The organism is Rhodovulum sp. HP10 (assembly GCF_047553435.1).
In the GTDB taxonomy this organism is placed as follows: Bacteria; Pseudomonadota; Alphaproteobacteria; order Rhodobacterales; family Rhodobacteraceae; genus Rhodovulum.
Window position 1 is genome coordinate 2456396 of sequence record NZ_CP180201.1, and the last position, 24891, is coordinate 2481286.

The window sequence follows — 24891 nt, forward strand, 5'->3', positions numbered from 1 at the left end:
GCCACAAGCCCGCCCGTCAGGCTTTCAGCCAGCACAAGCAGATCGACGGCAAGGCAGGCATATGGCGATGGATGGACAGGCCCTCGGGGCGCGGCAGGACAGGTTCCGGCACGAGATTTCCCCACAGGACGCGCCGCCCGCAAGGCGCAGGCGGGTCTCCCCATGGGCTATCCTGAAACCGGTGCGCTTCCGGATCTGGCTGGCGATGGCGATCTCGGCCGGCTCGGCGCTGTTCACGCTGGCGGTGATGGTCCTTCTGATGACGGCGGTCGGGCAATTGGTCGCGGCGCCGGGCAGCGTGCCCTGGGGGACCTTCGCGGGCGTCGCGATCTGCACCATCGGGGCCTATGTGGCGCGGCTCGGGGCCTTCAACCAGGCCCATTACGCCGCCTTCCGGCTCGAGCGCCTGTTGCGCAACGGGCTGGCCGCGCGGCTGGCGCGGGTGCCTCTGGGCTATGTCGAGGCCCAGGGCGCGGGCGCGCTGGCCAAGGTGATCCATGACGACGTCAAGGCCTTGCATGTCTTCGTGGCCGACAGCACGCCGCTTTATGCCCGCGCCTATGTGACGCCTGCGGTGACGCTGGCTCTGCTGCTCTGGCTCGACTGGCGGCTGGCGCTGGTCGCGCTGGCGGTGCTGGGACTGGGCTATGGCATTCTCACGCGGGCGCAGCGCCGGCGGCGCGACATGGTCCGGGCCTATAACGCGGCCCGCGAGAAGGTCAGCGCGGCGGTGGTCGAATATGTCCAGGCAATGCCGGTGGTGCGCAATTTCGACAGCGGACAGCAAAGCTTCGGACGCTATCAGGCGGCGCTCGACGGCTATCTGAAGGTGATGCTCGACTGGTATCGCGCGGCGGGCTTCCCGGCGCGGTTCTCCTGGCTGGTTCTCAGCCCGATGCCGACCCTGACGCTGGTGCTGGGCGCGGGGCTGATCCTGACCGCCATGGGCGATCTCGGGATGTCGCGCTGGCTGGGGGTGCTTCTCATCTGCACCGGCATGGCCGAGGCGATGATGCCGATGATGATGCTGCGCCACATGATCGAGAAGGTCGGGCTCAGCATCGCCCGGATCCAGGAGGTGATGCAGGCCCCCGAGCTGGAGCGGCGCGCCGATCTGGCCGCCGCCAGCCCCAGGGACGCCGCCGAAGGCCCTTCGGCGCTGAGCTTCGAGGGTGTGAGCTTCGCCTATGGCCCGGATCTGGCGCCCGCCTTGCAGGATGTCAGCTTCGCGGTGGCGCAGGGCAGCGTAACCGCGCTGGTCGGGCCGTCAGGGGCGGGCAAGACCACGGTGGCGCGGCTGATCCCGCGCTTCTGGGATGTCACGGCGGGGCGGATCTGCCTTGACGGCACCGATATCCGGGCGCTTGCCCCCGACGATCTTCTGGAAAAGGTGGCCTTCGTCTTCCAGGAGAGCTTCCTTTTCGCCGACACCATCGCGGGCAATATCCGGATCGGTCGCCCCGATGCCAGCGACGAGCAGGTGATCGCGGCGGCGCGGGCGGCCCAGGCAGACGGGTTCATCCGCGCGTTGCCGCAGGGCTATGACACGCCGGTGGGCGAACGTGGCGTGTTCCTGTCGGGCGGCCAGCGCCAGCGCATCGCCATCGCCCGCGCGTTGTTGCAGGACCGGCCGCTACTGGTGCTGGACGAGGCCACGGCCTTTGCCGATCCCGAAAACGAGGCCGAGCTGATCGCGGCGCTGTCGGAACTCATGCGCGGGCGCACGGTCATCATGGTGGCGCACCGGCTGGCGACGATCCGCGATGCCGATCAGATCCTTGTCTTCGCGCGGGGCCGGATCGCCGAAAGGGGCAGCCATGACGCGCTGCTGGAGGCCGGGGGAACCTATGCAAGGCTCTGGCAGAATTACGAAAAGGCACAGACCTGGTCGCTGGGCGCGGCCCGGGCTCCGGTGACCGAGGAGGTGGCCCGATGAACGCGACAGCAAAAGCCGGGGCAGCCCCCCGCAAGTCCGGAAAGACCGGCGCCACCTCCTTTGCAACCACCTTCCGCCAGCTGGCCGACAGCGTCGGGCCCGAGGACGCACCGGGGCTGCGCCGGGCTCTGGCAGGCCTGATCGCGGCGGCCGCGCTTCAGGGTTTCGGACTGGCGGCCATCGCGCCTTTGTTCACGGCAGCGGCCACCGGGCCGGGGCTGGGCGAGGCGCTGTTCTGGTTCGGGGTGATGGTCGTCCTGATGGGCACGGCCTCGGCGCTGCGCTGGGTCGCGCAGGGCTTCGACTTCGACGGGCGCATGGTGCGCGCGACCTGGCGGCTGCGCAGCCGTCTGGGCGCCAAGCTGCGCGAGATCCCGCTGGAACAGCTGCAGGACCGGCGCGCGGGCGAGCTGAATTCGATGGTGCTGGGCAATGTCGACGAGAACCTGCTTTATGCGCTGACGGTGCTGAACCTCGTCTTCACCGCGGTGGTGACGCCCTTCTGCGCGGCGCTGGGGATATTGCTGTTCGACTGGCGGCTGGGGCTCTTGCTGCTGCTGGTCTTCCCGGCCATCGTGCCGCTTTACCGCTGGCGGCGCCCGGCACTGGGGCGGGGCAAGCGCATCCTCGGACAGGCCCATCAGGAGGCCAGCGCCGATGTTCTGGAATATACCCAGGGGTTGCCGATCCTGCGCGCCGTGGGCCGGGCGGGCGAGAAGGCCGAGCGGCTCTCGGCCACCTTCCGCAAGCTCGAGGACATCCAGATCTTCGGCCATCGCAAGGGCGCCAAGCCCAATATCATCGTGGCCAGCGTGGTCGAGCTGGGGCTGGTAGCGGTGCTTGGCGTGGGGCTCTGGCTGGTGGTGGCGGGCAGCCTGCATCCGGCGGCCCTGGGCGCGGTCTTCGTGATCGTGGTGCGCCTGTCGGAACCCCTTTCGACCTTCATCCTCTATACCGCCATGCTCGAGGTGATGGAGGCCGCGCTGGAACGGATCGCGGCGCTGATGGCGATCCGGCCCGCGCCGCAGATGGATCCGCCCGCCATGCCAGAGAGCCACGAGATCCGGTTCGAGGGCGTAAGCTTCACCTATGCCAATGCCGAAAGCCCCACGATCCGCGATTTCGACGCGGTGCTGCCCGAACGCTCGCTGACCGCGCTGGTCGGGCCCTCGGGCTGCGGCAAGACCACGCTGACGCGGCTGCTGCTGCGCCATTTCGATCCGCAAAAGGGGCGCGTCACCATCGGCGGCGTCGATCTGCGGCAGATCCCGGCGGACCGGATCGACGGGCTGGTCTCGGTCGTGTTCCAGGACGTCTACCTGTTCAACGACACGGTCCTGGCCAATATCCGCATGGGCCGCCCCGAGGCCAGCGATGACGAGGTCCGCGCCGCCGCCGCCGCCGCGCAATGCCTGGATTTCATCGAGCGGCTGCCGCAGGGCTGGCACACGCCCCTGGGCGAGATCGGCGGGCGGCTGTCGGGGGGCGAGCGTCAGCGCATTTCGATCGCGCGAGCGCTTCTGAAGGACGCGCCCATCGTGGTGCTGGACGAGCCGACGGCGGCGCTCGATACCGAAAGCGAGCTGGCGGTGCAGAGCGCGCTGGATGCGCTGGTGGCTGAGAAGACGGTGATCGTGATCGCGCACCGGCTGTCGACCATCGTCGGGGCCGATCAGATCCTGGTCATCGAGGACGGGCGGCTGGCCCAGGCGGGCCGCCACGGGGCGCTGATCGGGCAGGGCGGGCGCTATGCCCGGATGTGGGCCGCGCAGGGTGCGCGCAAGCGCTGGTCGGTGGCGAGCTGATCAGCGCGCCACGATCAGCGGCGTGTGGCTGACCGGATCGTCGAGGATCAGCGCATCGAGTCCGAAGACCCGGCGCAGCAGCTCGGGCGTCATCAGATCGCGCGGCGTGCCCTCGGCCACCAGCGCGCCCTCGGCCATGACGATCAGGTGGTCGGCATGGCGGCAGGCCTGGTTCAGGTCATGCAGCACCGCGACGATGGTGCGCCCGCGCTCGCGGTTGAGCCGCTGCAGCAGGCGCAACAGGTCAAGCTGATGGGCGATGTCGAGATAGGTCGTGGGCTCGTCCAGCAGCAGGATCGGGGTTTCCTGCGCCAGCACCAGCGCGATCCAGACCCGCTGGCGCTGCCCGCCCGACAGCGCGTCGACATCGCGCCCGGCCAGATCGGCGATGCCGGTGGCGGCCATGGCCTCGGCGACGATCCGTTCGTCCCTTGCGCTCCATTGCCGGAACGGGCCCTGATGGGGATAGCGGCCGCGCGCCACCAGATCGCCCACGGTAATGCCGGCGGGCGCCTGCGCGCTTTGCGGCAGCAGCCCCACCCGGCAGGCCAGCGCGCGCGCGGGCATCCGGGCGATGTCCCTGCCATCGAGCAGCACCCGCCCGCTCTGTGGCGGCAGCAGGTTGCAGAGCCCGCGCAAGAGGGTCGATTTCCCGCAGCCATTCGGCCCCAGGATGACCGAGACGCGGCCCTCGGGCACCTTCAGCGTGATGTCCCGGCAGACCGGCTTGCCGGCATAGCTGAGGCCGAGGGCATGGGCGGTCAGCCGGGGCGCGGTCGCGGGGGTGTCGGCAAGGAAGGGGCGGGGATCGGGTCGGGTCATGGGAACCTCGGGCTGGCTTGGCGCGGGCGCGGTTGGGGTCAGGACAGAAGGGCGTCGAGCGGCCGGTCGGCGGCCCCCTCGCCGGCGAAGGCGGTGCAGGTGCGGGTGACGGCGGCCACCAGCCCGGCCACGTCATCGGCGCTGTAATGGGCGTGGCGATAACTCATCATCATGCGCAGGCCCCGCTCGCCGCCGATCACGTCCTCGACCACCTCGAATTGCAGCCCCAGCACCGAGTCGGTCTTGTCCGGGTCCACCTGGCGGAAGCGGACCGGGCCGTCGGGGCCCTCCAGCACGCCGTTCAGGGCGTTCCGGGCATGGATCTGGATGAAGACCTCGAACATATGCGCGCCGGGGGCGGATGTGCCGTCGGACAGCCTTTCCTCGACCAGGTCGATGGGGATCTCGCAATGGGGCAGCGAGCCGTTGATCATGTCGCGCACGCGGCCGATCAGGGCGCGTGGGGTCAACCGGCCCGGCGCGCCGAGGCAATGCGCAGTGACGGTGGTGAAATAGCCGATCGTGTCGAAATAACCGGGATCGGTCCGGCCCGAGGCCGAGGTGCCGACGGTCAGCGCGTCGAGCCCCGCCAGCCGTTGCAGCGCCACGGAAATCGCCGCGTAGACGGTGTTGAACAGCGAGGCCGAGCAGGCCCTGGACAGGGCATAGAGCCCGTCCGAGACATGGGGCTCCAGCGCGATCTCGCACCAGGCGCCGCCCGCGTCATTGGCGGCATCCGGGCCTTGGGGCGCGGGCAGGGGCGGGGCATCGGGACGGCGGATCGGACAGGGCGGCGGGGCGTCGCGCAGCGCATTCAGCCAGTGATCCAGGGCGCGCGGATCGGGCCCCCGGGCGGCCTGATTGCGGGCGAAGGCATGGAAGGGCGCGGCGGGCGCGGCCCAGAGCGGCGGTCGTCCCGCGGCGCGGGCGGCATAGGCGCGGGCGAGCTCGTCCATCATCAGGTTGACCGACCACTCGTCCAGCACGATGTGGTGGAAGAGAAAGGACAAGAGCTGTCCCTCGCCGGTCCGGATGAAGCGGAGCCGGACAGGCAGCTCGCGGGCCAGGTCGAAATCATGGGCGGCCTCGCTGGTCAGGACCGGGGCCGGATCCTCGACATCGCCCGAGGGCCTGAACCAGCCCATGCGGTCGACCGTCTCCATCGGAACGGCCTCCTGGAAGACCCCGCCCGGGCCGTCGGCGAACCGGCTGCGCAGCGCCGGGTGACGTTCCATCACGTCGCGAAAGGCGGTGGCGAAGACGGCCTCGTCGACCGGGTCGAGGAAGCGCAGGACGAAGGGGATGTTGAAGATCGGACCGAAGCCGAGTGCGGCGTAGATCTTCCACAGTGAGGCCTGGGCAAGGGAAAGCGGCGCCCGCCCTGCGGGGTCGGCGCAGCGGTCGGGCGCCGTTTCGGTGCCGGGCCCGGTTCGGCGCGCGAACGAGGCCAGCGCCGCGGCCGTCGGGTGGAGGAAGAGATCGTTCAGGCGCAGCTCGATCCCGTGGGTCGCGGCCAGCCGGCCGATGACCCGGGTGGCGGTCAGCGAATGCCCGCCCATGTCGAAGAAATCGCAATCGGCCGTCATCTGCGGCGCCTCCAGCGCACTGCGGAATTCGGCGAGGATGAGCCGGGCGATGGCGTCCCCGGTCCCGGTTTCGGATGCGGGCTGCGCCCCGGGGACCAGCTCGGCCAAAAGCGCGGCGCTGTCGGGCAGATCGTCGGCCACCGGATGGCGGATCAGGGCCAGCCGCGTGGCGCCGGGGGCCAGCACCAGCACGACGCGCAGGGGCGGCTCGTGCGACAGATCCCAGGGCGCGCCAGCGCAGCTGTCGATAACCGGGCCGATCCCGTCGGCGCTTGCGGCCCAGCGGAGGCGCAGGTCGGGACGGCCCCGGCCGGGCGTCACCAGCAGCCCGCACGCCTCGTCGAAGCGGTAGAGCCGCGTCAGCTCGGCCCGCCCGGCCAGCCGCCCGGCCAGGGCGACGGCCACCGCGCCCGGCTCGGCGTGATCGGGCAGTGCAACCTGGGTGATCCGGGGGGCGAGCCCCTCGTCGGATTGCTGATGCGCCAGCCAGGCCCGTCCCTCGGCGGGCCGGGACGGACGGGTGTGCAGGGCATGGTCGGGGCCGTGGGCGGTCATGGTCTGTCCTTCCTGATGGGCGGGGTGCATCGCTTATCCCCGCCGTCTTTTGCGGGTCAGCAGCCAGATCAGGTAAAGCCCGCCGATGACGCCGGTGACCTGGCCGATCGGCAGGATAGCGCCCCAAGGGGCGAGGCGGCTGAGAAGGTCCGCGCCCAGCATCAGCGCAGCCCCCATCAGCGCGGCGCCGATCAGGGGCTGGTCGGGCATGCGGGCGAGCCTCCGGACCAGTTGCGGCGCGGCCAGCGCCACGAAGGCGATGGGGCCCGCCGCCGCCGTGGCCAGCGCGGCCAGCGTCACCGCGCCCGCCAGCATCCACCGCCGCACCCGCTCGACCGGCACGCCCAGGGGGCCGGCCAGATCGTCGCCCATGGTCATCAGCCCCAGCGGCCGCATTCCCAGCAGAAGCGGCGGCATCAAAAGCCCCAGCCCCAGCCAGAGCGGCCAGACATGGCCCCAGCTCCGGCCCTCGACCGAGCCCGCGAGCCAGAGATTGCCGGAAATCGCGGCGTCGAGGTCTCCGCGCACCAGCAGAAGCGCGTTGAGGGCGCTGAGGACGGCGCCGACGCCGATGCCGGTCAGGACCAGCCGGTAGGCGCCGACCCGCCCGTCCTTGCGCGCCAGCAGGTAGACGCAGATCCCGGTCAGCATCGCGCCCGCCAGCGCGGCGGGCACCACGCCCGCTCCGCTGCCGCCCAAGCCGATGATCCAGACCAGCGCGCCGCTGGCCGCGCCCGCCGTGAAGCCGATCACGTCGGGCGAGCCCAGCGGGTTCCGCGACACCGTCTGGAAGATCGCGCCCGAGGCCCCCAGCGCGGCTCCCGCGCCCAGCGTCACTAGGAGGCGCGGCAGGCGGATATCCATCACCACATGGGCCAGCATCCGCGACGGCGCCTCGCCCGCCAGCACCTGCCAGATCTCGGCCGGGCCGATGGCGATCCGCCCCAGTCGCAGCGAGACCAGCGCCCCGGCCGCGAGCAGGAGCATCAGCGCGAGATTGACCCAAAGGGCCCGCCGCCCGCTCCGGAGCGACAGGCCGCGCCAGCGCCAGACGATATGCGCGGCCCCGCTCACAGCGCGTTCATCCGCATCCGGCGGGCCAGCGCCACGAAGACCGGCCCGCCGATCAGCGCGGCCATGATGCCGACATCGATCTGGCTCGGTCCGCCGATCACCCGTCCGGCCAGATCGGCGATGCCGACCAGCGCGCCGCCGAGGATCATCGAGGCCAGCAGAAGCCCGCGATGGGCGGGGCCGACGATATGGCGTGCGAGATGCGGGGCCGAGAGGCCGACAAAGGCGATGGGGCCCGCGGCCGCCGTCGCCACGCCGCCCAGCACCACGATGACGCCGGCGGCAGCGAGCCAGATCCGGCGCGGATCGGCGCCGAGGCTCTGGCCGAAATCCTGCCCCAGCGCCAGTGCGTCGAGCGGACGGGCAAGCGCCAGCGCGGCCAGCGCGCCAAGGCTGACAAGGGTCGCGGCAGGCCCCAGCACCTGCCAGTCGCGCCCCTGCAGCGAGCCGACCGCCCAGTGGCGGAACTGGTCGAAGACATGGGCCTCGACATTGACGGTGACAAGCCGGGTCAGGGTCAGCAGCACGATCGAGAGCGCCGCCCCCGCCAGCACCAGCCGGACCGGATCGCGGGTCTGTGCCATGCCGCCAAGCGCGAAGACCGCCGCGCCGCCAAGCCCGGCGCCAAAGATCCCGGCCCAGAGCGAGCCCGCGATATCGATCCGCCCGGTCAGCGCGATCAGGCAGACGATGGCCAGCGTCGCCCCGGCCGAGACCCCCAGAAGCCCCGGATCGGCCAGCGGGTTGCGGGTGAGCGTCTGCATCATCGCCCCCGCCGCCCCGAGCGCGGCCCCCACCACCAGCGCCAGCAGGGCGCGCGGCAGGCGCTGGTCGCGCACCAGCAGATGCGCGCCCTCGGCCGGGTCGAAGCGCAGCAGGGCCTCGAGCGTGACATCGGGCGCGATCTGGCGCGGGCCGAAAAACAGGCTGGCCAGCGTCACCGCCGCCAGCAGGCCGAGGGTCAGCCAGATCCGGGAGCCGCGGACCATGGGCTCAGGCCCCGCCAAAGCGGCGGGCGATGCCGTCGACGATCTCGCGGGTGCTGTAATAGTCGATGCGGAAAGAGTTCTTGCCCAGCCCGTAGACCTGACCGCGCCCGACCGAGGGCAGGTTGGCAAGGATCGGGTCGGCCATGAAGCGCGCGGCATCGGCGTCGGTGCCCGCCAGCAGGAAGGTGGTCTCGGCGCTCAGCTGGGTGAGATGCTCATAGGAGGCGCGCACCACATCGGCCGAGGCGGGCATCGAGGCGCTTTGCCAGCTGGTCGGCGGGTCTTCGAGATCGAAGCCCAGCCCTGTCAGCAGGCGGCCATGGGCGCCCCCGGCCCGGGCCACGGGATTGGGCGCGCCGGGGCCGTTATAGCTGACGATATTGGCGCGGCCCCCGGGCAGGGTCAGGGTGGCGCGGGTGGTGGCGAGGCTCTCGGCAAAGCCCGCCAGCAGGGCCTCGGCCTCGGCCTCGCGGCCGGTGGCACGGGCGAGGCGTGCGGTCAGTTCCTCCCAGGCCATCGCGCCGTAATCGAGGACCAGCACCGGGGCCACCTCGGCCAGGGCCGCGCGCTGCGCCAGCGCGGAATCGGCGCCGCCTGCCGAGACCACGATCAGGTCGGGCTCCAGCGCCCAGGCGGCCTCGAGATCGATCGAGCCCGCGCGCCAGAGCTTCTCGACGCCGCGGGCCCGGGCCTCGGCCTGCCATTGCTCGAAGAAGGCGCCGCGCACGGTGGTGGCGCTGGCGATCACCGGCGCGCCGATGGCCAGGAGGCTGCCGGTGAGCGTGACCGAGCTCGACAGCACCCGGGCGGGCGGAGCGGGCAGGACGGTTTCGCTGCCATCGGCATTGGCCAGGCGGCGCGGCCAGCCGGGGGCGGCGCCCGTGTAACTGGCCCGGGCAGAGCTGCCAAGTGCGGCGGCGCAGGTGGCGAGGGTCAGGAAGGAACGGCGGTTCATGTCTTCTCCTGTCGGCTGGCGATGGGGCGGGCGGTACGGGCGGGATGGCATGGCGCGGGCCCGGCGGAGCGCTCTGCAAGCAGCTCTGCGAGCGGACGGTCCCGCGCATCCGGGGCGCAGGCGCGCGCAAGGAAGGGGACAAGCGCGCGGGCCGCGGCGGCAACCTCGCCGGCCGAGGCGGGATCGGCGTCGATCGACAGGGCCAGTTCCGAGCCGTCGCTGCGCGCGCTCCAGGTCAGGTTGAAGCCGTCGCCGGGACCGGCGGCCAGCACCTCGCTTTGGGCGGTGCAACCGGGGAATTCGGGCGGATCGAAGGGCAGCACATTGACCAGCGGCGAGAAGAAGAACCGCTCGCCCGCGCGCAGGCCACGATCTGCGGCCATCTGCTCGACCCGGTAGCGGCCGTGGCGGCGCAACCCGCGCAGCGCCTGCCCGGAGCGGTCGAGACAGGCGCCGAGGGTTTCGCCGGGCCGGTGCGAGACGATCAGGGGCAGGATGTTCACCACCAGTGCCGGGATGGCGGCGGCGACGCTGCCCAGACGGCTCTGATAGGGCAGCCAGACCGGCAGGCCCGGCGCCCCGGCGGGGTGGTCGCGCGCGATCCAGGCGGCGCTGAGCAGGGTCAGGAGATCGGGCCAGCCCATCCCCGCCGCGCGGGCCGCCTGCTGCAACTGGCCCTCCAGCCCGGCGGGCAGGTCGGGGGCGGCGGCCAGCGGCGGGGGGGCGTAGTCCTCGCCCCCCTTGGGCAGGACGCCGAGATCGGGGATGTCGCGCAGGACCCCGGCCCAATGGGCCAGATCGCGGTCATGGCGGGGCCCCGCGCGATAGGCGGTTTCCTCCTCAAGGTAGCGGGCGAAGGGCAGGAACGGTCCGGGACCGGCGCGGTGGCCAAGGGCTTCGGCATAAAGCGCGGCCGCGCGCCGCTCGATCAGCGACATGCCGTAGCCGTCCAGCAGGATATGATGGCCGCGCAGATACCACAGCCAGCGCTGCGGCCCCACCCGCAAGAGCCAGAGCGCGCAAAGCGGGTCGCGCTCCAGATCGATGGGCCGGGCGATGTCCTCTGCCATCATCCGGCGGGCGCGGGCCTCGGGGGCGGGGGTCCGTTGCAGGTCCTGCACGCGCACCGCCGGGATGCGCCCGGGATCGACCCGCTGGCGCGGCCCGCCCGGCCCGTCGCGAAAGCGCAGCGCCAGCACCTCGGCCTCGCGCGCAAGCCGGGACAGGGCGGCGACAAGCGCGATCTCGTCCGCCGCGCCCTCGATCACGATGCAATGGGCGACGGTGGACAGCGGCCGGTCCGGGTGAAAGCGGAACTCCTCCCAGAAATCGAGCTGGGCGAGGGTCAGCTCCAGCCAGGCGGCGTCCCGGAATTCCGCGGTCATCGGAGCCCCTCCGGTTCGGGAGGGGCCGGGATCAGCTGCGCGGCCTGCCGGGCGGTGCGCGCCGGGATCAGCCGGGAGGGGCGCAGCGCGGTGCCGAAGCGGGCATTCAGCGCCGCGGCCACGCCGATCAGGTGCTCGGGCAGAAGGCCCAGATCGATCAGCGGGCTGTCGATGGTGGCCTCGGGGGCCGGGCCGGTCTGCCGCAGGTAGATGTCGAGCACCGCGCGTCCCAGCCTGTCGGAGCATGGCGCGGTGTGGGGAGGCAGGGCAAGCGCCCGCGCAGCAGTGCGGTCGGGCTTGCCGTTGGGCGAGAGCGGCAGCGCGGTTACGGCGATGAAGCGGTCGGGCAGGTGCGATTGCGGCAGCCTGCTGCGCAGCCAGGCGCGCAGCTCGGCGGGGCCGGGGGGCTGGCCCTCGCGCGCGGCGTAAAGCGCGGCCAGCGTGGTTTCGCGTCCGTCGCCGGGGGCGAGATCGACGACCATGGTCCGGGACAAGGCGGGGTGATCCGCCAGCGCGGCCTCGATCTCGCCAAGGCTCACGCGGACACCCCGTACCTTGACATAGCCGCCCACCCGTCCGGCAAACAGGATCTGTCCCGGCCTATCGGGCGACCATTGGCCCAGATCGCCGGTCCGGAAGGCGCGCTGGGGCGTGCCGTCGGCGCCCGGCAGGGTGACGAAGCCGTCCTGGCTCAGGCCGCCCGGCTCCAGATAGCCCAGCGACAGGCAGTCGCCCAGGGTGTGGATGCGGCCGGTGACGCCGGGCGGGCAGGGCTCTCCCAGCGGGTTGCAGATCCGGTACCCGGCGCCGTCGAGGGGACGGCCATAGGGGACGGGGGCAGTCCCGGGGGCAGGTCCGTCGTCGGGCTCGAAGCCGGGACCGATCTCGTGCCAGATGCTCCAGATCGTGGTTTCGGTCGGGCCGCCCAGCGAGATCAGTCGCGCGGCGGGGCAGAGCCTGCGCAGCTCCGCCAGCGTGGCGGGCTTGATATAGTCGCCGCCCTGGGCGATCAGGCGCAGGCTTTCGATCTGTCCGGGACGGGCGCAGGCCAGCAGCATGTCCAGGATCGCCGGCACCGATACCCAGAGCGTCACCCGGTGCCGCGCGACCAGCCGCGCCCATTCCACCGCGTCCTTCTCGTGCCCGGCGGCGGGCAGCACCACAGAGGCCCCGGCGGCAAGCCCGCCGAAAAGATCGAAAAGCGACATGTCGTGATGCAGCGGCGTGACCGAGATCAGCACGTCTTCCGGGCCTACCTGCCAGGCGGAAAAGGTCTGATCCAGCACATTGGCGGTGGCGCGGTTCGACAGCACCACGCATTTGGGTGCGCCGGTGGTGCCCGAGGTGAAGAGGTAATAGCCCGGCCCGGTATCGAGGCTGCGCGCGCGCAGGCTGGCCGCGTCCGGCAGCGCGCCGCCGGGCCGGGGCAGATCGCCGGGGCGCAGGCAGCGCCGCCCCGGAAGTTCCTCCTCCGAGACGATCAGCGCGGGTGCCGCGCGGTCGAGCAGATAATCCCGGCGGGCAGGCGGTGCGGCGGCATCGACCGGCACCCAGACGATCCCGGCCATCGCCGCGGTCAGTTGCAGGACCACGTGATCGATCCCGCGCGGCAGATGGAGGGCCAGCACGTCCCCCGGGCCCATCCCCTCTGCGGCAAGCCCCGCAAGGGCGGCGGCGACCCGGTCGCGAAGCGCAGGGTAGTCGAGCCTTTCCTCGCCGCAGATCAGCGCGGGGCCCTGCGCGTGGTTCAGGGCCTCTGCGATCCGGAGCAGATGGGGGGCGGGATCGGCCACATGGGGGCGGTCGGGCGGCAGATCCACGGCGACCAGCGGGTCGGGCAGGCTCAGCGCGCCGGTCTCGGCCATGCTTTCCAGCGCGCGCAGGGCGGCCTCCAGCATGGCGGTCACGGTCGCGGGGGCAAGGACGTCCTCGGCATGATCGGCGGCGATCTCGATCCCGCCGCCGGGCGCGCGCATCAGGCGGATGTCGAGCGCGACCTGGGGCGTCTGGGTCAGCCCGTCCACCTGCCGCATGGCCGCGCCCCTGGGCGGTGTCTCCCAGTCGAGTCCGTTGGTCAGCACCACCGGCAGGGCCAGCGGCCCGCCGGTCCGGGCCAGCAGCTGGCGCGCAAGATCGACCCCGGAAAAACCCATATGCCCGAGCCCCGCCATGGTCCGGGCCTGAAGCGCGGCGGCCCTCGCGCGCGGCGTGCCCGAGCCGGCGTCATGCTCGAGCGCGATGAAGGAGGCGCGGTTGCCCAGATCCTCGCGGTCGAGCGCCGGGGCGGTGGGCAGGCCCGCGCAGATCCGCAGATCGGGGGTGAAGCGGGCCAGCACCTCGAGGATCGCAAAGCCGAGAAGCGTGTTCAGGAACAGCCCCTCGCGGGCGGCCGTGCGGCGCAGGGGACGGATCAGTTCGGGCGCAAGGATCCGAGAGCTGCGCCGGTAACGCGCCGGTCCCGGCCGGTCGGGCGGTCTTCGCCAGGGCAGGCGCGGCGCGCTTTCGACGCGGGCCAGGGCCTCGGCCCAGTAGGCGGCATCGGCGGCCCGCTCCTCGGCCGGAACCGGCGGCGGAACGGGCAGGCGCGCGGCGGCGGGTGTGCTGGCAGACGGCGGGTCGGTGGCGAAAAGCTCGGCGCAGATCTGGGCGATGGCGGGCCCGTCCAGCCCGAGGCCGTCGAACTTGACGGCCAGCGCGTCCTCCTGCCCCTCGGGCATGGGCAGGGCGCAGACCTGCCAGAGCGGGCCATCCAGCGGGCCATCCAGCGGACAGGGGCTGCGGGCGAAGTCCTGCCAGACCGCCTGCAGCCGGGCCTCGGCATCGGGCGCGGCGCGCAGGTCGTGGGTCACGAGCGGCAGCTTGGGGTGCCGGGCCAGATATTGCCGCCCGGCATCGGCATCGATGCGCAGCCGCAGTGCCGGATGCGCGTCGCAGAGCGCCTGAAGCCGCGCGCCGAGGGCCGCCTCGTCCAGCCTGCCGCGAAAGAGCCGCGCCTCGTGCATGGCGATGCCCCCCAGCGGCAGCACCTCCTCGCGCCCGGCCAGATAGGCACGCTGCAAGGGACTGAGAGGCCAGCTTTCCGGTGCGGACGGGGCATCTGCCAGCGCATGAAGGCGATCCATGAAGATCTTGAAAAGGCGGGTAATCCAGTCCTGCTTGATCAGATCCAGCCGGATGTCCCAGTTGACGAGCAGCCCCTCCCCCAGCCGTGCGATCTGCGCGTCGAGCGCCACGCCCGGCCCCTGCGAGACCGACCAGACCAGATCGCCAAGGCAGCGCCGCGCGCGGTCGGACAGGATCGAGCCGCGCGGGTGATCGAACCCGGCGGTGAAGACCACGGGGGCCTCGGGGACATGGCCCAGATGGCGGGCCAGATCGCGCATCTGGCCGGGGCCGGGATGCGCGATCTGGCCGATTGCGCCTGCCAGATCGGCCTGCACCCGGCGGGCAAGGGCGGCCAGATCGGGCTCTGCGCCCGCGACCCCGAGAAGCGCGAAATCGGAAAAATCGCCGATGATCGGGGTCTCGCCCTCTGGGCGGTGGAACATCGGCACGGTCAGGCGCAAGGCGGGCTGGCCGCAGGCGCGGGCCAGCTCCTGTGCGAAAAGCGCCAGCGTCAGCGCGGTGGGCGTGACCCGCATCTCGCGGGCGCGGCGCATCAGGCCCCGGGTCCGGGCTGGGTCCAGCCGCTCGGCCAGGCGGGCGGTGCGGGGGGCGTCTTCCCGCTGTCCGGGCGGGCGCGGCAGCTCCGGGGCCGCGGGCAGGGCGGCGATGCGCTCCTGCCACCAGGCGCGGGCGGCGGCCGCGCGGGCGGGGCCGTCCGGGTCGCTGCGCCGCGCCTCGAGATGGGCGGCGAAATCGCCTGCTTCCGGCAGGGCAGAACCGGGGCCGTCCTCGTAGAGCCGGGCCAGGTCTTCCATCAGGTCGGGAAAGCAGGAAGGATCGGCCGCGATCATGTCCAGATCGACATGCAACCGGCTGCCGCCTCCGGGCAGCAGGCTGAGGGAAAACGCCACGGCCTCGCCCCGCTCCAGCGCCAGCCGCTGATGGCTTTGGTCCGCGCGGATGCGTTCGAGGGCCAGCTGGCAATCGAGCGCGCCAAGCCGGCTGAGATCGTGCCGGTCGAGGAAAGGCCCCGGGCGCGGCGGCAGGATCCGGGCCGTGCCATCCGCCGCGACGGCCAGCCGCAGATTGGCATGGCGGGCGATCAGGGCGGCAATCGCGCGCTCCAGCCGGTCGGGATCGAGGGCACCATCCCTGCGGTCGAGCTCGACATAAAGATGCGCCGAGGGACCCTGCGCCCCCTGGCCCCCGGCATGTCCGTTGACCCAGCTGGCCGCTTGCATCGGCGTCAGATCATACATCGGCAACGACCCTGTTGACAGTTCCTGACATAAATACTCAACTATCAGCGCCCGTCAACCGGAGCAAATCGGCGCAAGCCAACTGGCGCCCTCATGGCTGCGGCGCGCGCAATCGGCGGCGGGCAGGGTATTGATTTCCGGCCGATTTCGGCCGCTGCACAGGGACCGGATCTTGATGGACGATTTCACCCCCTGGCCCGAGGATCTGGCGCGTCGCTATCGCGAACGGGGCTATTGGCTGGGCCTGCCCCTGAGCGAAGGCGTGCGCCAGCAGGCGGCCACCCGGCCCGATGCCACTGCCATCCTCTGCGGCAATCGGTCCTTCAGTTATGGGGCGCTCGAGCGGATGTCCTCGGTCCTGGCCGGGCGGCTGATCGCGGCCGGGCTGCGCCCGGGCGATCACGCGGTTGTGCAACTGCCGAACCGGGCCGAGTTCTACATCACCTTCCTTGCCCTGCTGAAGGCGGGCATACGCCCGGTGAACGCGCTTTACAGCCACCGCGCCCATGAGATGCGGGCCTATGTCGAGCAACTGGAACCGGCGCTGCTGGTCGGCTCGCGCGCCCATCCTCTGTTCGCTGATGACGGCTTTCCCGATGCGCTGCGGCGGGACGGGCTGGCACCACGCCTCGGCCTGTGGCTGGACGAGACCGGACCCGATCATGACCTTGCGCGCTGGATGGACCCCGAGGCCGATCTGCCCGAGGCGCCGCTGCCCGCGCCCGATCCTGCGGGCGTCGCCTTCTTCCAGCTGTCCGGGGGCAGTACCGGCACGCCCAAGCTGATCCCGCGGACCCATGACGATTACGACTACTCCGTCCGCGCCAGCGTCGAGATCTGCGGCGTCGATGAAGGAACCCGCCTTCTGGTCGCGCTGCCCGCGCCGCATAATTATCTGCTGAGTTCGCCCGGCGCGCTGGGGGTGTTCCGGGCCGGCGGCACCGTGGTGATGGCCGAAAGCCCCGAGCCGCATCTGTGCTTCGGGCTCATGCGCCGTCACCGGGTGACGATGGCCGCTCTGGTTCCTTCTGCGGTGGCGCTCTGGCTCGAGGCCGCGCGCGACGGCCTGCCGGTGCCCGACAGCCTGCGGCTGGTGCAGGTCGGCGGGGCGAGCTTTGCCGAGGCGCAGGCGCGACAGGTGCCCGAGCTGCTGGGCTGCGCGCTGCAACAGGTCTTCGGCATGGCCGAGGGGCTGGTCAATTATACCAGGCTCGACGATCCGCCCGGGCGGGTTTTTGCCACCCAGGGCCGCCCGATCAGTCCCGATGACGAGGTCCGGGTGCTGGATGCCGATGGCCGCCCCTGCGCGCCCGGCCGGACCGGGCGGCTCTGGGTGCGCGGGCCCTATACCTTCCGGGGTTATTTCCGCAGCCCCGCGCAGAATGCCGCGGTGTTCGATGCCGAGGGCTTCTATCACAGCGGCGATCTGGTGCGGCGCGATGCCCAGGGCTATCTCAGCGTCGTCGGCCGGGTGAAGGACCAGATCAACCGGGGCGGAGAGAAGATCGCGGCCGAAGAGGTCGAGGGCCTTCTGCTGCGCCATCCCGACATCCTGCAGGCCGCGCTGGTGGCCCAGCCCGATGCCCGGCTGGGCGAGCGCGGCTGCGCGGTCTTGGTGGCGCGCAAGCCGCTCCGTGCGGTCGAGCTGCGCCGCCATCTGATCGCGCTGGGGGTGGCCGAGTACAAGCTGCCCGACCGCTTCGCCTTTGCCGAGACGATCCCGCTGACGCCCGTGGGCAAGCCTGACAAGACGGCCCTGCGCGCCGCCCTGCTGCACCCCCAATGATAGCCCCCATGGTGCCTCCGATGACGCCCACTGAAACGCCCGAGAGGAGAGGATGACATGACCCGGACCACCACAAGCCCGGCCCCCGACCGCGACTGGCTGAGCGCGCGGCTGAACAGCCTGCTCGAGGACGAGGGCCCGATCGATCCGGCCGAGAGCCTGATCTATTACGGGCTCGATTCGCTGCGCGTGATGAAGCTGGCGGCCGAGCTGAAGGCTCATGGCATCCATGTCGGCTTCGAGGATCTGGCGCGGGAGCCGACGCTGGATGCCTGGGCCGCGCTGATCGACGCCCGGCGCGATGGCTGACGGCCTGCCCGTCCGGGCGGGGATCGATCTCGCGCTGGCCCGGCTGGGTGCGGCGCTGCCCGATTGCCGGGCGGTGGCGGTTCCGGTTGCCCGGGCCGAGGGGCCGGGGGCGCGCCGGTCGGCCGAGTTCCGGGCCGGGCGGCTGGCGGCGGCGGCGGCCAGCGCGTCCCTGACGGGCATGCCCTGCCTGGCCGGGCGGGGCGCGGATGGCGCGCCGCACTGGCCTGCGGGGCTGACCGGCTCGATCAGCCATGCGGCCGGGCAGGCACTGGCGCTGGTCGGGTCGTCGGCGCAGCGGGTCGGGTTGGGAGTGGATATCGAGGGCCCGCTGTCGCCGCAGGTCGCGGCCGAGATCGCGCCGGTGGCGCTCACCCCGGGCGAGCGTGCCTGTTTCGGGACCGATCCGGTCTGGGTGGGGCTGATCTTTTCGGCCAAGGAAAGCCTGTTCAAGGCGTTGAGCCCGAGGATCGGGCGGCGGTTCGATTTCGACGCGGCGCGGATGATGCCCGGCGGCGCGCGGCGGCCGCCGCTGCTGTGCCTGACCTGCGATCTGGCGCCGGGCTGGGAGGCCGGGCGCCGGATCGAGCCGGTGCTGATCACCCATGAGCAGGGGGTGATGACGGCGGTCGCGCTCTAGCCCCGCAGGGTTGCGCCGCCATCGACGTAGAGATCGGCCATGGTGACATGGCCCGCCTCCTCGGACAGGAGGAACATCGCCGCCCGTGCGATGTCCTCGGGCGTAGCGAGCTTGCCCAGCGGGATGCCCGCACGATAGCTTTGCGGATCGCCCGCGATGACCCGCCCGGCGCCGTCCTCGTCCTGCCACATGCCCGTCTGCATCGGCGTCAGGGTCGAGCCCGGCGCGATCACGTTGCAGCGCACCCCGTGGCGGGCAAGTTCCAGCCCGAGGCAGCGGGTCAGCATGGTCAGCGCCGCCTTCGAGGCGCAATAGGCGCCCATGTCGAGCCGCGGAATGCCCCCGCCATTCGAGCTGACCACCACCAGCGCCGAACCCGGCTGGCGGACGAGCCGCCGCCCCAGCGCCTGCAGCAGATGAAAGCTGCCATCGAGATTGATGCCCTGTACCCGCCGCCAGTCCTCGGGCGACATCTCCAGAAGCGGCCCCGTCGCCAGCACTCCGGCGGCATGAACGCCAAGGCTCAGCGGCCCGGCGCGGGTCTCGGCCTCGGTCACCATCGCCCCGACCGCTTCCGAATCGCGCAGATCGCAGGGCAGCCAGGCAGCGGCCCTCGGGCGCTCGCCAAGGGCCTCGATCGCGGCGGCGGTATCGGTCGCCACGACCCGGGTCCCCGCTTGGCTCAGCAGCTCGACGCAGGCCCGGCCGATCCCGCCAGCCGCCCCCGTCACCAGGGCCGTGCGCCCCTCGAACCCGGTCAGGCGCATGCGGCCTCCGCGGGCAGGGCGGCCAGCGCGTCGCGGGTGGCGATCACGCCGCCGCAGCACCCGGCGACCCAGCGCATCGCCATGTCATGGCGTGCGGCGTCGAAATCGGCCTGGGCATCGGCGATGGCGAAGGGCTGGATGTCGCGCTGGAACGCCTCGGCGGCGGTGGCGAGGCAGCCGATATGGGCATAGATGCCCGCAATCAGCAGCTGGTCGCGGCCGCGCGCCCGCAGCAGGTGCTCGAGATTCGAGCGCTGGAAGGCGCTGTAGCGGTGCTTGACGAGGACGATGTCGCCCTCTGCCGGGGCAAGCTCGGGCAGGATGTCCTGATCCTCGGGGCGGCGCGACATGCCGGGCCCCCAGAGATCGGCCTGCAGGCCGCGGTCGGCGCGCAGCTGATCGCCCTGTTGCGCGGTGTAGAAGACCGGCATTCCCGCCGCCCGCGCGGCCCGCGCCAGCGCCGCGATATTGGCGATGACGCCGGGCAGGGGCGCCGCGCCTTGCGGGAAGGGGGCACAGAAATAACGCTGCATGTCATGGATCAGAAGGGCGGCGCGGCCGGGCTCGGGCCGCCAGGGGGCGCGGGAGGCCGGCAGGGCGCCGGGCGCGGGCAATGGGTAGGAGGCAATCTTTGGAAGGGTCATGGATCATCCGTTCGGCTGGCTGGGGAGGGAGGGCTCGGACAGCGCCGCGTCGGGGGGCAGCCCCAGCGCGCTGAGGAAGGCGCCGAACTTGGCGCCGGTCTCGGAGGCTTCGGCATGGGGGTCCGAGCCCAGCACGATCCCCGCGCCCGCGAACAGCCGCGCGCGCGCGCCGCAAAGCTCGGCGCAGCGGATCGCCACGTACCAGTCGCCGTCGCCGCGCCGGTCGCACCAGCCCACCGTGCCGGCGTAGAAATCGCGCGCCACCGGTTCGAGCTCGCGGATCAGCCGGGCGGCGCGCGCGCAGGGCAGGCCGCAGACGGCAGGTGTTGGATGCAGCGCGGCGGCCAGCAGGATGGCGGGCGTTCCGGGTGCCTTCAGCCGTCCCTCGATCCGGGTTCCGATATGCCACATCGAGCGGGTGGCGGCGAGAGCCATGCCTCCGGGCGTGCCCAGGCTCTTGCACCAGGGGGCCAGCGTGTCGAGGATGTATTCGACCACCAGCCCGTGTTCGCGGCGGTCCTTTTCCGAGCGGGCCAGGGCATTGGCGGCGCGTGCGTCCTCTTCGGGATCGTCGCACCGGCGCGCAGAGCCCGCCAGCGGGTGCGAGACGACGCTGTCCCCGCGTTTGCGCAGCAGAAGCTCGGGCGTGGCCCCGACGAGATGGCGGGGGGCGCCGGTCCGGGCGTCAGGCGGCAGGGCGACCTGGAAGACGGTCACGGCGGGATCCTCGGCCAGCCGCGCCATCAGTCCGGGCAGCGCGAAGGCCATCCGGTCCTCGACCAGCAGGCTGCGGGCCAGCACGACCTTGGTCAGGGCATCGGGCAGGCCGCGTTCGGCCCGCATGATCTCGAGCGCGCGGGCGACGCTGTCCATGTAGCCACGGGCCGGGGGCTGGGGGCGGGGTTGGCGTTCGAGCCGTGCGGCGCCCGTCGCCGGAACCGGCCGGGGCCGGGCCAGGGCGGTCTCGCCGGGCCATGCCCCGTGGCCGCCCGCGACCTGCCAGAGGCAGTCGGACCCGGCCTTGTCGAAGGGCAGCGCGCCGCCGATCAGCGCCGCGTCGTCAATGTCAGCCTCCCGGCCAGCATCGAAGAATGGGGTGATTCTGTTTTTCAGGGTCGTGGCGCTGCCCGGCTGGAGGGGGCGGACGGGGCCTGTCGCGCAGATCCGGCCACCGGTCTTGTCATGGGCATTGCGAAAGGTGAAGGGCTGGTCGGGCGGCAGCGAGGGCGCCTCTGTCTGGGCGGGATCGGGGAAGGGCAGGGTCACGCATCAACCTCCGCGTTCTGCTTGTCATGCGGGTTTCGCATCGGGATCGGGCCTTCCGGACCCGGGGCGTTTCCGCCCGCAGGGGACATGGAGGGACCGGGGAAACGGGGTAAGGAGGTCGCGCGATGCGTGCCGCGGGCGTCTCGGCCGGGCGGGGGCCGCTGCGCATCGGCCCCGACGGGCCTGGCTGCCTGGGCAGAGCATGACAGAGCCGCGGGGACCGCTCAACAGGAAAGATTAGTTTTTCGGTCAGGTATGGCGGGGCAGGCTGCGGCAGACTGACCCAATCCTGACTGTTTCGATATACTATATTGCGTTCGGCGGGCCATGCGCTAGAAATTGCGCAGGTCAACGCATGATTCAGCGCCCCCACGCGGGCAGATCTCCACCCTCTCGTCGCCAGCCATATCGCAAGCACGAAACATCAAGGCTTTGAAATGGTACAGCGACGAGTCGCCCGCCTGGTCGGCGGCGCCAGCATTTCCGCGCTTTGCGCAGTCACCCCCACCCTCACCATGGCGCAGGAGCTGTCCGAGGACGCCTATTCCCTCGGCACGCTCTTCATCATCGGCGACACCCTGACCCGCAGCTTCCAGAAGACGGCGGCCTCGGTGACGGCGGTGGAGCAGGCCGATATCGACGCGGCCGAGGGCAAGGACAGCGTCAGGGATCTTGTCGCCGACATGGCCAACGTGACCTATGCCGCCTCGGGCGGTCAGGGCGGCGCGCCGACGATCCGCGGCCAGGACGGCGAGGGGCCGAATTCGGGCGCGCCGGCCTTCTTCGGCGGCTCGGTGCCCCGGGTCGCGGTCAACCTCGATGGCCATTACCTGAGCTATAACGAGCTGGTCTATTCCTCGACCTCGATCTGGGATGTCGACCATATCGAGCTGTTCCGCGGTCCGCAGACCATCAGCCAGGGTGCCAACAGCATCGCGGGCGCGCTGGTGGTGAAGACCAGGGATCCGACCTTCGAGCGCGAGGGGGCGGCGCGGCTGGAATACGGCTCGGGCGGCAAGCGCCGCGCCTCGCTGATGGCCTCGGGCGCGGTGGCGCCGGATCTGGCCGCGCGGATCGCGCTGGATTACACCGCGCGGGACAATGTCATCGACTATGTCAACCCGGCCTTCTCGCTGGGCGGGACCGATCAGGACCACCTCTCGCAGACCGCGCGGTTCAAGCTTCTGTGGACGCCCGCCGCGATGCCGGGCTTCGAGGCGATGCTGACCTTCTCGCATACCGATGGCAACCGCCCGACCTGGGAGGCGGCGACCGTGCCGTTTTCCGACTATGACAGCACCGTCACCCAGAACCCCAGCTGGAAGCAGTTCACCAATACCACGATCCTCGACCTGAGGCAGGAATTCGACAATGGTGCGATCCTGACCAACCAGTCGCAATTCTCGTCGCTCTATACCCGGCGCACCACCTCGCCCGAGACGTCGGGCTCTGCGGTGATCGACCAGGACAGCTATTCCAACGAGACCCGGCTGACCTTCGGCAATGACGGTTCTGCGCTGAGCGGCGTCGCCGGGCTCTATCTCTCGCATACCGACAGCGACGAGACGCTGAACCTGCGCGGCATGACCGCCTTCGACGACACCAAGGACAGCCTCGGCCTGTTCGCGGGCCTCGATTACGATTTCGCCGATCGCTGGACGCTCAGCGGCTCGCTGCGCTACCAGCGCGACCGGGTGCAGCGCGAGGGGTCGAGCCCGTTTGCGACCGAGGATCTGGATTATGACGAGACCTTCGACGACTGGCTGCCCAAGCTGTCGCTGTCCTATGACGTGAACGAGGCGACCACCATCGGCGCGATGGTGTCGAGGGGCTACAATCCGGGCGGCGTGACGCTGGGGCTGACCTCGGGCGAATGGGTCGCCTTCGATCCCGAGACCTCGACCGATTACGAGCTCTTCGCCCGCACCCGGGTGCTGGATGGCCGCCTGGGGCTGAGTGCCAACCTGTTCTACACCGATTTCAAGGACATGCAGCGCTATGTCACCTCGGAGGCCGTGGCGGGCTATTACGAGGCGGTGACGGTGAATGCCGAGAAGGCCAATGCCTACGGGCTGGAGCTGGGCTTCGATTACGAGGCCAGCCCGGCGCTGCGCCTGTATGGCAGCCTCGGCCTGCTCTCGACCGAGATCGAGAAATTCTCGGGCGCGGATGCCGATTACAGCGGCAACGAGTTCGGCCGCGCCCCCGGCCAGAACATCAGCCTCGGCGCGGACTGGAAGATCCGCCCCGATCTGACGCTGTCGGGCAATGTGCGCTACAGCGGGTCCTATTTCTCGGATGACGACAACCTGTCGGCAAGCTTCGTCGAGTCCTACACGGTGGCGAATACCCGCATCGCCTATGACCTGCGGGACAACCTGCAGCTCTACGGCTATGTCAACAACCTCTTCGACGAGGATGCGGTCACCTATATGCGCGCCAGCCGGGCGGTTGTCGGCGGCTATGAGGCGACGCTGGTCGAGCCGCGCATGATCGGGATCGGGGTGAAGATGACGTTCTGAGCCCCAGGCGCCGGTTGCCGGAAGGGCCCGCCGCCGCGGGCCCTTGCCGTTTCCGGGCCGCATATCCGGACCGCGGGATCTGCGGGCCCGCACGGACGCGGCGCCGCCGCCTTGACCGGCCGGTCGTCCCGTAAAGCTCCGGCCCCGCCCCGACGCGCCCAATGGCCGCCCTCCCACATGCCGCCGCCCTGTCGTCGCCCCGCCCCGCGGGGGATGCGGCGGCAGCTTCGGCATCCGCTCGGGCAGGGCTCGGCCCGGTTCCGGAGCGATCATCCGGCCCGCGCCCGGCGATCTCCGGGAACACCGGCCCCGGTACGGTACTGCCGCTGCGACCGATCGCGTGCGGAGCGGAGGCCGCGGCGCCGGAGCGTTTCCGGGGCGATCCTCGGGACCCGCCCGCCGCGCCCTCGACCGGATCGAGAACGGCCGGCACCGCGGGCGTGGTCCGGATAGCGCAGGCGGCTGACATGCCCCCGGTCCCCGGTCCCCGGGGCAGGGGGCGCCGGCGCGACGTGACGGAGCTCGAACGGTGTGGTGTGGGGGCTGCCGTCTTGAGACGTACCTGACGACTACCGGAGCTGGAGGTGGATATGGTCGTCATGCCGCGCCGCCCGGCAGCCCTGGAAGCGGATGACCGGATGCGACACGCCCAGATCGCGGAGGAGGTGCGGCTCGATGAAGATCGCGCCGACCCGGTGGTCTTCCGACAGGAGCCTCAGGAACGCGGCGGTGCGCGCCCGGTCCAGGTCATGGTCGCGCCACAGGGGTTGCAGAGGCCCGAGATCCCATCTGAGCGAGGGCCAGGTCTCCGGGCAGTCGCTCGGGCCCTCTTCGAAGGCGAAATAGCCTGTCGGCGAACGGGTCGCGCCCGGCAGGTAGCCTGTCTCGTCCCGGTAAAACAGCGCGATATCGGCCTTCTTGCCATCGTCATGAGACAGGTGGGGCGGCAGGGGAAAGCCGTTCAGGAAGGGGAAATTCGCGTCCAGGACAAGCGTCCTGGTACCGGGGAGGCGGCGCTCCAGCTCTGCGGCGGTCTCGACGAGCAGGTCGCGGAGCTCGGGGCGGACATAGTTGCGATTGAGTGCGCAGTAGATCCAGCTTTGGACTTCGACGGGCCCGTCAGCGAAACAGTTCAGGGCGACGCGGCCAAACCGGGGTGCGAGCGCGACGGAGGCCGCGGTCAGGGTGGCATAGGCAAGGGTGAATGCGAGCAGCCGTCGTCGAAACGGGATCGAGATCAGCCAGGCCAGCCCGCCGATCTGGGTGAGCAGGGTCAGGGCCGTCATGACGGCAAGATGGCCGATCGGGCGCAGCATGGCGGCACCATGACATCTGTCCTGCCGCCTCGCAATCGCCGGTGCGGCGCGGGGCTTGCCCCCCGGACGGTGCGAATTCGCCGATGTGGCGCAAGGTCGCGAACGGGCCTTGTCCTCGCGCGGGCGGCCTGTCAGAAGGTCGCGGATTTTTGGCTATATCCCTGACGTGACGA

17 protein-coding genes are annotated in these 24891 nt (G+C 71.4%); 6 read left to right on the forward strand and 11 right to left on the reverse strand.

All coding sequences use genetic code 11. The features are described from left to right. The first annotated feature begins 61 nt into the window (after window positions 1-61). Together ACK8CO_RS11450 and ACK8CO_RS11455 are read left to right on the forward strand one after the other, a co-directional pair. Entirely contained in the window at window positions 62-1936 is a 1875-nt protein-coding gene (locus ACK8CO_RS11450) for an ABC transporter ATP-binding protein (RefSeq protein ID WP_414896707.1), read from the forward strand. Next, entirely contained in the window at window positions 1933-3741 is a 1809-nt protein-coding gene (locus ACK8CO_RS11455; RefSeq protein WP_414896708.1) for an ABC transporter ATP-binding protein, read from the forward strand. Before ACK8CO_RS11450 ends, ACK8CO_RS11455 begins: the two co-directional genes overlap by 4 nt. Here the strand turns inward: ACK8CO_RS11455 and ACK8CO_RS11460 are convergent, their stop codons facing one another. From ACK8CO_RS11460 to ACK8CO_RS11490, 7 genes are read right to left on the reverse strand one after another with little or no spacing between them, the layout of a single operon-like run. After that, window positions 3742-4563, reverse strand: coding sequence for an ABC transporter ATP-binding protein (locus ACK8CO_RS11460; RefSeq protein ID WP_414896709.1), 822 nt, complete (start codon window positions 4561-4563; stop codon window positions 3742-3744). It lies immediately after the preceding gene. Between the two features lie 38 nt (window positions 4564-4601). After that, entirely contained in the window at window positions 4602-6704 is a 2103-nt protein-coding gene (locus ACK8CO_RS11465; RefSeq protein ID WP_414896710.1) for a condensation domain-containing protein, read from the reverse strand. A gap of 33 nt (window positions 6705-6737) precedes the next feature. Beyond that, on the reverse strand, window positions 6738-7778 hold the full coding sequence (locus ACK8CO_RS11470) for a FecCD family ABC transporter permease (RefSeq protein WP_155774207.1): 1041 nt from the start codon (window positions 7776-7778) through the stop codon (window positions 6738-6740). After that, window positions 7775-8767, reverse strand: coding sequence for a FecCD family ABC transporter permease (locus ACK8CO_RS11475; protein ID WP_414896711.1), 993 nt, complete (start codon window positions 8765-8767; stop codon window positions 7775-7777). Before ACK8CO_RS11475 ends, ACK8CO_RS11470 begins: the two co-directional genes overlap by 4 nt. Before the next feature lie 4 nt (window positions 8768-8771). Further along, the gene (fepB, locus tag ACK8CO_RS11480) at window positions 8772-9722 is read right to left on the reverse strand and encodes a Fe2+-enterobactin ABC transporter substrate-binding protein (RefSeq protein WP_414896712.1); all 951 of its coding nucleotides are present in this window, start codon (window positions 9720-9722) and stop codon (window positions 8772-8774) included. Then, window positions 9719-11107: a condensation domain-containing protein gene (locus ACK8CO_RS11485; RefSeq protein WP_414896713.1), complete on the reverse strand. Its 1389-nt coding sequence runs from the start codon at window positions 11105-11107 to the stop codon at window positions 9719-9721. The genes fepB and ACK8CO_RS11485 overlap by 4 nt, the downstream gene beginning before the upstream one ends. Continuing rightward, a complete protein-coding gene (locus tag ACK8CO_RS11490; RefSeq protein ID WP_414896714.1) occupies window positions 11104-15471 on the reverse strand; it encodes an AMP-binding protein in 4368 nt (1455 codons plus the stop codon). The genes ACK8CO_RS11485 and ACK8CO_RS11490 overlap by 4 nt, the downstream gene beginning before the upstream one ends. Window positions 15472-15646: 175 nt before the next feature. Here ACK8CO_RS11490 and ACK8CO_RS11495 point away from each other — a divergent pair, with 175 nt between their 5' ends. From ACK8CO_RS11495 to ACK8CO_RS11505, 3 genes are read left to right on the forward strand one after another with little or no spacing between them, the layout of a single operon-like run. Continuing rightward, window positions 15647-17257 (forward strand): (2,3-dihydroxybenzoyl)adenylate synthase, encoded by a 1611-nt coding sequence (locus ACK8CO_RS11495; protein ID WP_414896715.1) that lies wholly within the window; start codon window positions 15647-15649, stop codon window positions 17255-17257. Between the two features lie 57 nt (window positions 17258-17314). Continuing rightward, a complete protein-coding gene (locus ACK8CO_RS11500; RefSeq protein ID WP_080618257.1) occupies window positions 17315-17566 on the forward strand; it encodes a phosphopantetheine-binding protein in 252 nt (83 codons plus the stop codon). Continuing rightward, window positions 17559-18203, forward strand: a complete 645-nt coding sequence (locus tag ACK8CO_RS11505; protein ID WP_414896716.1) for a 4'-phosphopantetheinyl transferase family protein — start codon at window positions 17559-17561, stop codon at window positions 18201-18203. Before ACK8CO_RS11500 ends, ACK8CO_RS11505 begins: the two co-directional genes overlap by 8 nt. On the opposite strand, the gene ACK8CO_RS11510 is transcribed toward ACK8CO_RS11505, so the two are convergent. The 3 genes from ACK8CO_RS11510 to ACK8CO_RS11520 are packed head-to-tail and all read right to left on the reverse strand — an operon-like array spanning window position 18200 to window position 20880. Beyond that, window positions 18200-18970, reverse strand: coding sequence for an SDR family oxidoreductase (locus ACK8CO_RS11510; RefSeq protein ID WP_414896717.1), 771 nt, complete (start codon window positions 18968-18970; stop codon window positions 18200-18202). The two genes, ACK8CO_RS11505 and ACK8CO_RS11510, sit on opposite strands and share 4 nt — an antisense overlap. Then, window positions 18961-19614 carry an isochorismatase family protein gene (locus ACK8CO_RS11515; protein WP_414896718.1) on the reverse strand — a complete coding sequence of 218 codons (654 nt, stop codon included), beginning with the start codon at window positions 19612-19614 and terminating at the stop codon, window positions 18961-18963. Before ACK8CO_RS11515 ends, ACK8CO_RS11510 begins: the two co-directional genes overlap by 10 nt. 3 nt (window positions 19615-19617) lie before the next feature. Next, window positions 19618-20880, reverse strand: a complete 1263-nt coding sequence (locus ACK8CO_RS11520; protein ID WP_414896719.1) for an isochorismate synthase — start codon at window positions 20878-20880, stop codon at window positions 19618-19620. A gap of 437 nt (window positions 20881-21317) precedes the next feature. Here ACK8CO_RS11520 and ACK8CO_RS11525 point away from each other — a divergent pair, with 437 nt between their 5' ends. Continuing rightward, on the forward strand, window positions 21318-23402 hold the full coding sequence (locus tag ACK8CO_RS11525; protein WP_414896720.1) for a TonB-dependent receptor: 2085 nt from the start codon (window positions 21318-21320) through the stop codon (window positions 23400-23402). Between the two features lie 569 nt (window positions 23403-23971). Here the strand turns inward: ACK8CO_RS11525 and ACK8CO_RS11530 are convergent. Next, window positions 23972-24718 (reverse strand): hypothetical protein, encoded by a 747-nt coding sequence (locus ACK8CO_RS11530; RefSeq protein ID WP_414896721.1) that lies wholly within the window; start codon window positions 24716-24718, stop codon window positions 23972-23974. Window positions 24719-24891: the final 173 nt, after the last annotated feature.

What these genes read in the sequence shown, in the direction of transcription:
- ACK8CO_RS11450 (WP_414896707.1), top strand. Translation starts at nt 62, where the DNA reads ATGGCGATGGATGGACAGGCCCTCGGGGCGCGGCAGGACAGGTTCCGG.
- ACK8CO_RS11455 (WP_414896708.1), top strand. Translation starts at nt 1,933, where the DNA reads ATGAACGCGACAGCAAAAGCCGGGGCAGCCCCCCGCAAGTCCGGAAAG.
- ACK8CO_RS11460 (WP_414896709.1), bottom strand. Translation starts at nt 4,563, where the DNA reads ATGACCCGACCCGATCCCCGCCCCTTCCTTGCCGACACCCCCGCGACC.
- ACK8CO_RS11465 (WP_414896710.1), bottom strand. Translation starts at nt 6,704, where the DNA reads ATGACCGCCCACGGCCCCGACCATGCCCTGCACACCCGTCCGTCCCGG.
- ACK8CO_RS11475 (WP_414896711.1), bottom strand. Translation starts at nt 8,767, where the DNA reads ATGGTCCGCGGCTCCCGGATCTGGCTGACCCTCGGCCTGCTGGCGGCG.
- fepB (WP_414896712.1), bottom strand. Translation starts at nt 9,722, where the DNA reads ATGAACCGCCGTTCCTTCCTGACCCTCGCCACCTGCGCCGCCGCACTT.
- ACK8CO_RS11485 (WP_414896713.1), bottom strand. Translation starts at nt 11,107, where the DNA reads ATGACCGCGGAATTCCGGGACGCCGCCTGGCTGGAGCTGACCCTCGCC.
- ACK8CO_RS11490 (WP_414896714.1), bottom strand. Translation starts at nt 15,471, where the DNA reads ATGTATGATCTGACGCCGATGCAAGCGGCCAGCTGGGTCAACGGACAT.
- ACK8CO_RS11495 (WP_414896715.1), top strand. Translation starts at nt 15,647, where the DNA reads ATGGACGATTTCACCCCCTGGCCCGAGGATCTGGCGCGTCGCTATCGC.
- ACK8CO_RS11500 (WP_080618257.1), top strand. Translation starts at nt 17,315, where the DNA reads ATGACCCGGACCACCACAAGCCCGGCCCCCGACCGCGACTGGCTGAGC.
- ACK8CO_RS11505 (WP_414896716.1), top strand. Translation starts at nt 17,559, where the DNA reads ATGGCTGACGGCCTGCCCGTCCGGGCGGGGATCGATCTCGCGCTGGCC.
- ACK8CO_RS11510 (WP_414896717.1), bottom strand. Translation starts at nt 18,970, where the DNA reads ATGCGCCTGACCGGGTTCGAGGGGCGCACGGCCCTGGTGACGGGGGCG.
- ACK8CO_RS11515 (WP_414896718.1), bottom strand. Translation starts at nt 19,614, where the DNA reads ATGACCCTTCCAAAGATTGCCTCCTACCCATTGCCCGCGCCCGGCGCC.
- ACK8CO_RS11525 (WP_414896720.1), top strand. Translation starts at nt 21,318, where the DNA reads ATGGTACAGCGACGAGTCGCCCGCCTGGTCGGCGGCGCCAGCATTTCC.
- ACK8CO_RS11530 (WP_414896721.1), bottom strand. Translation starts at nt 24,718, where the DNA reads ATGCTGCGCCCGATCGGCCATCTTGCCGTCATGACGGCCCTGACCCTG.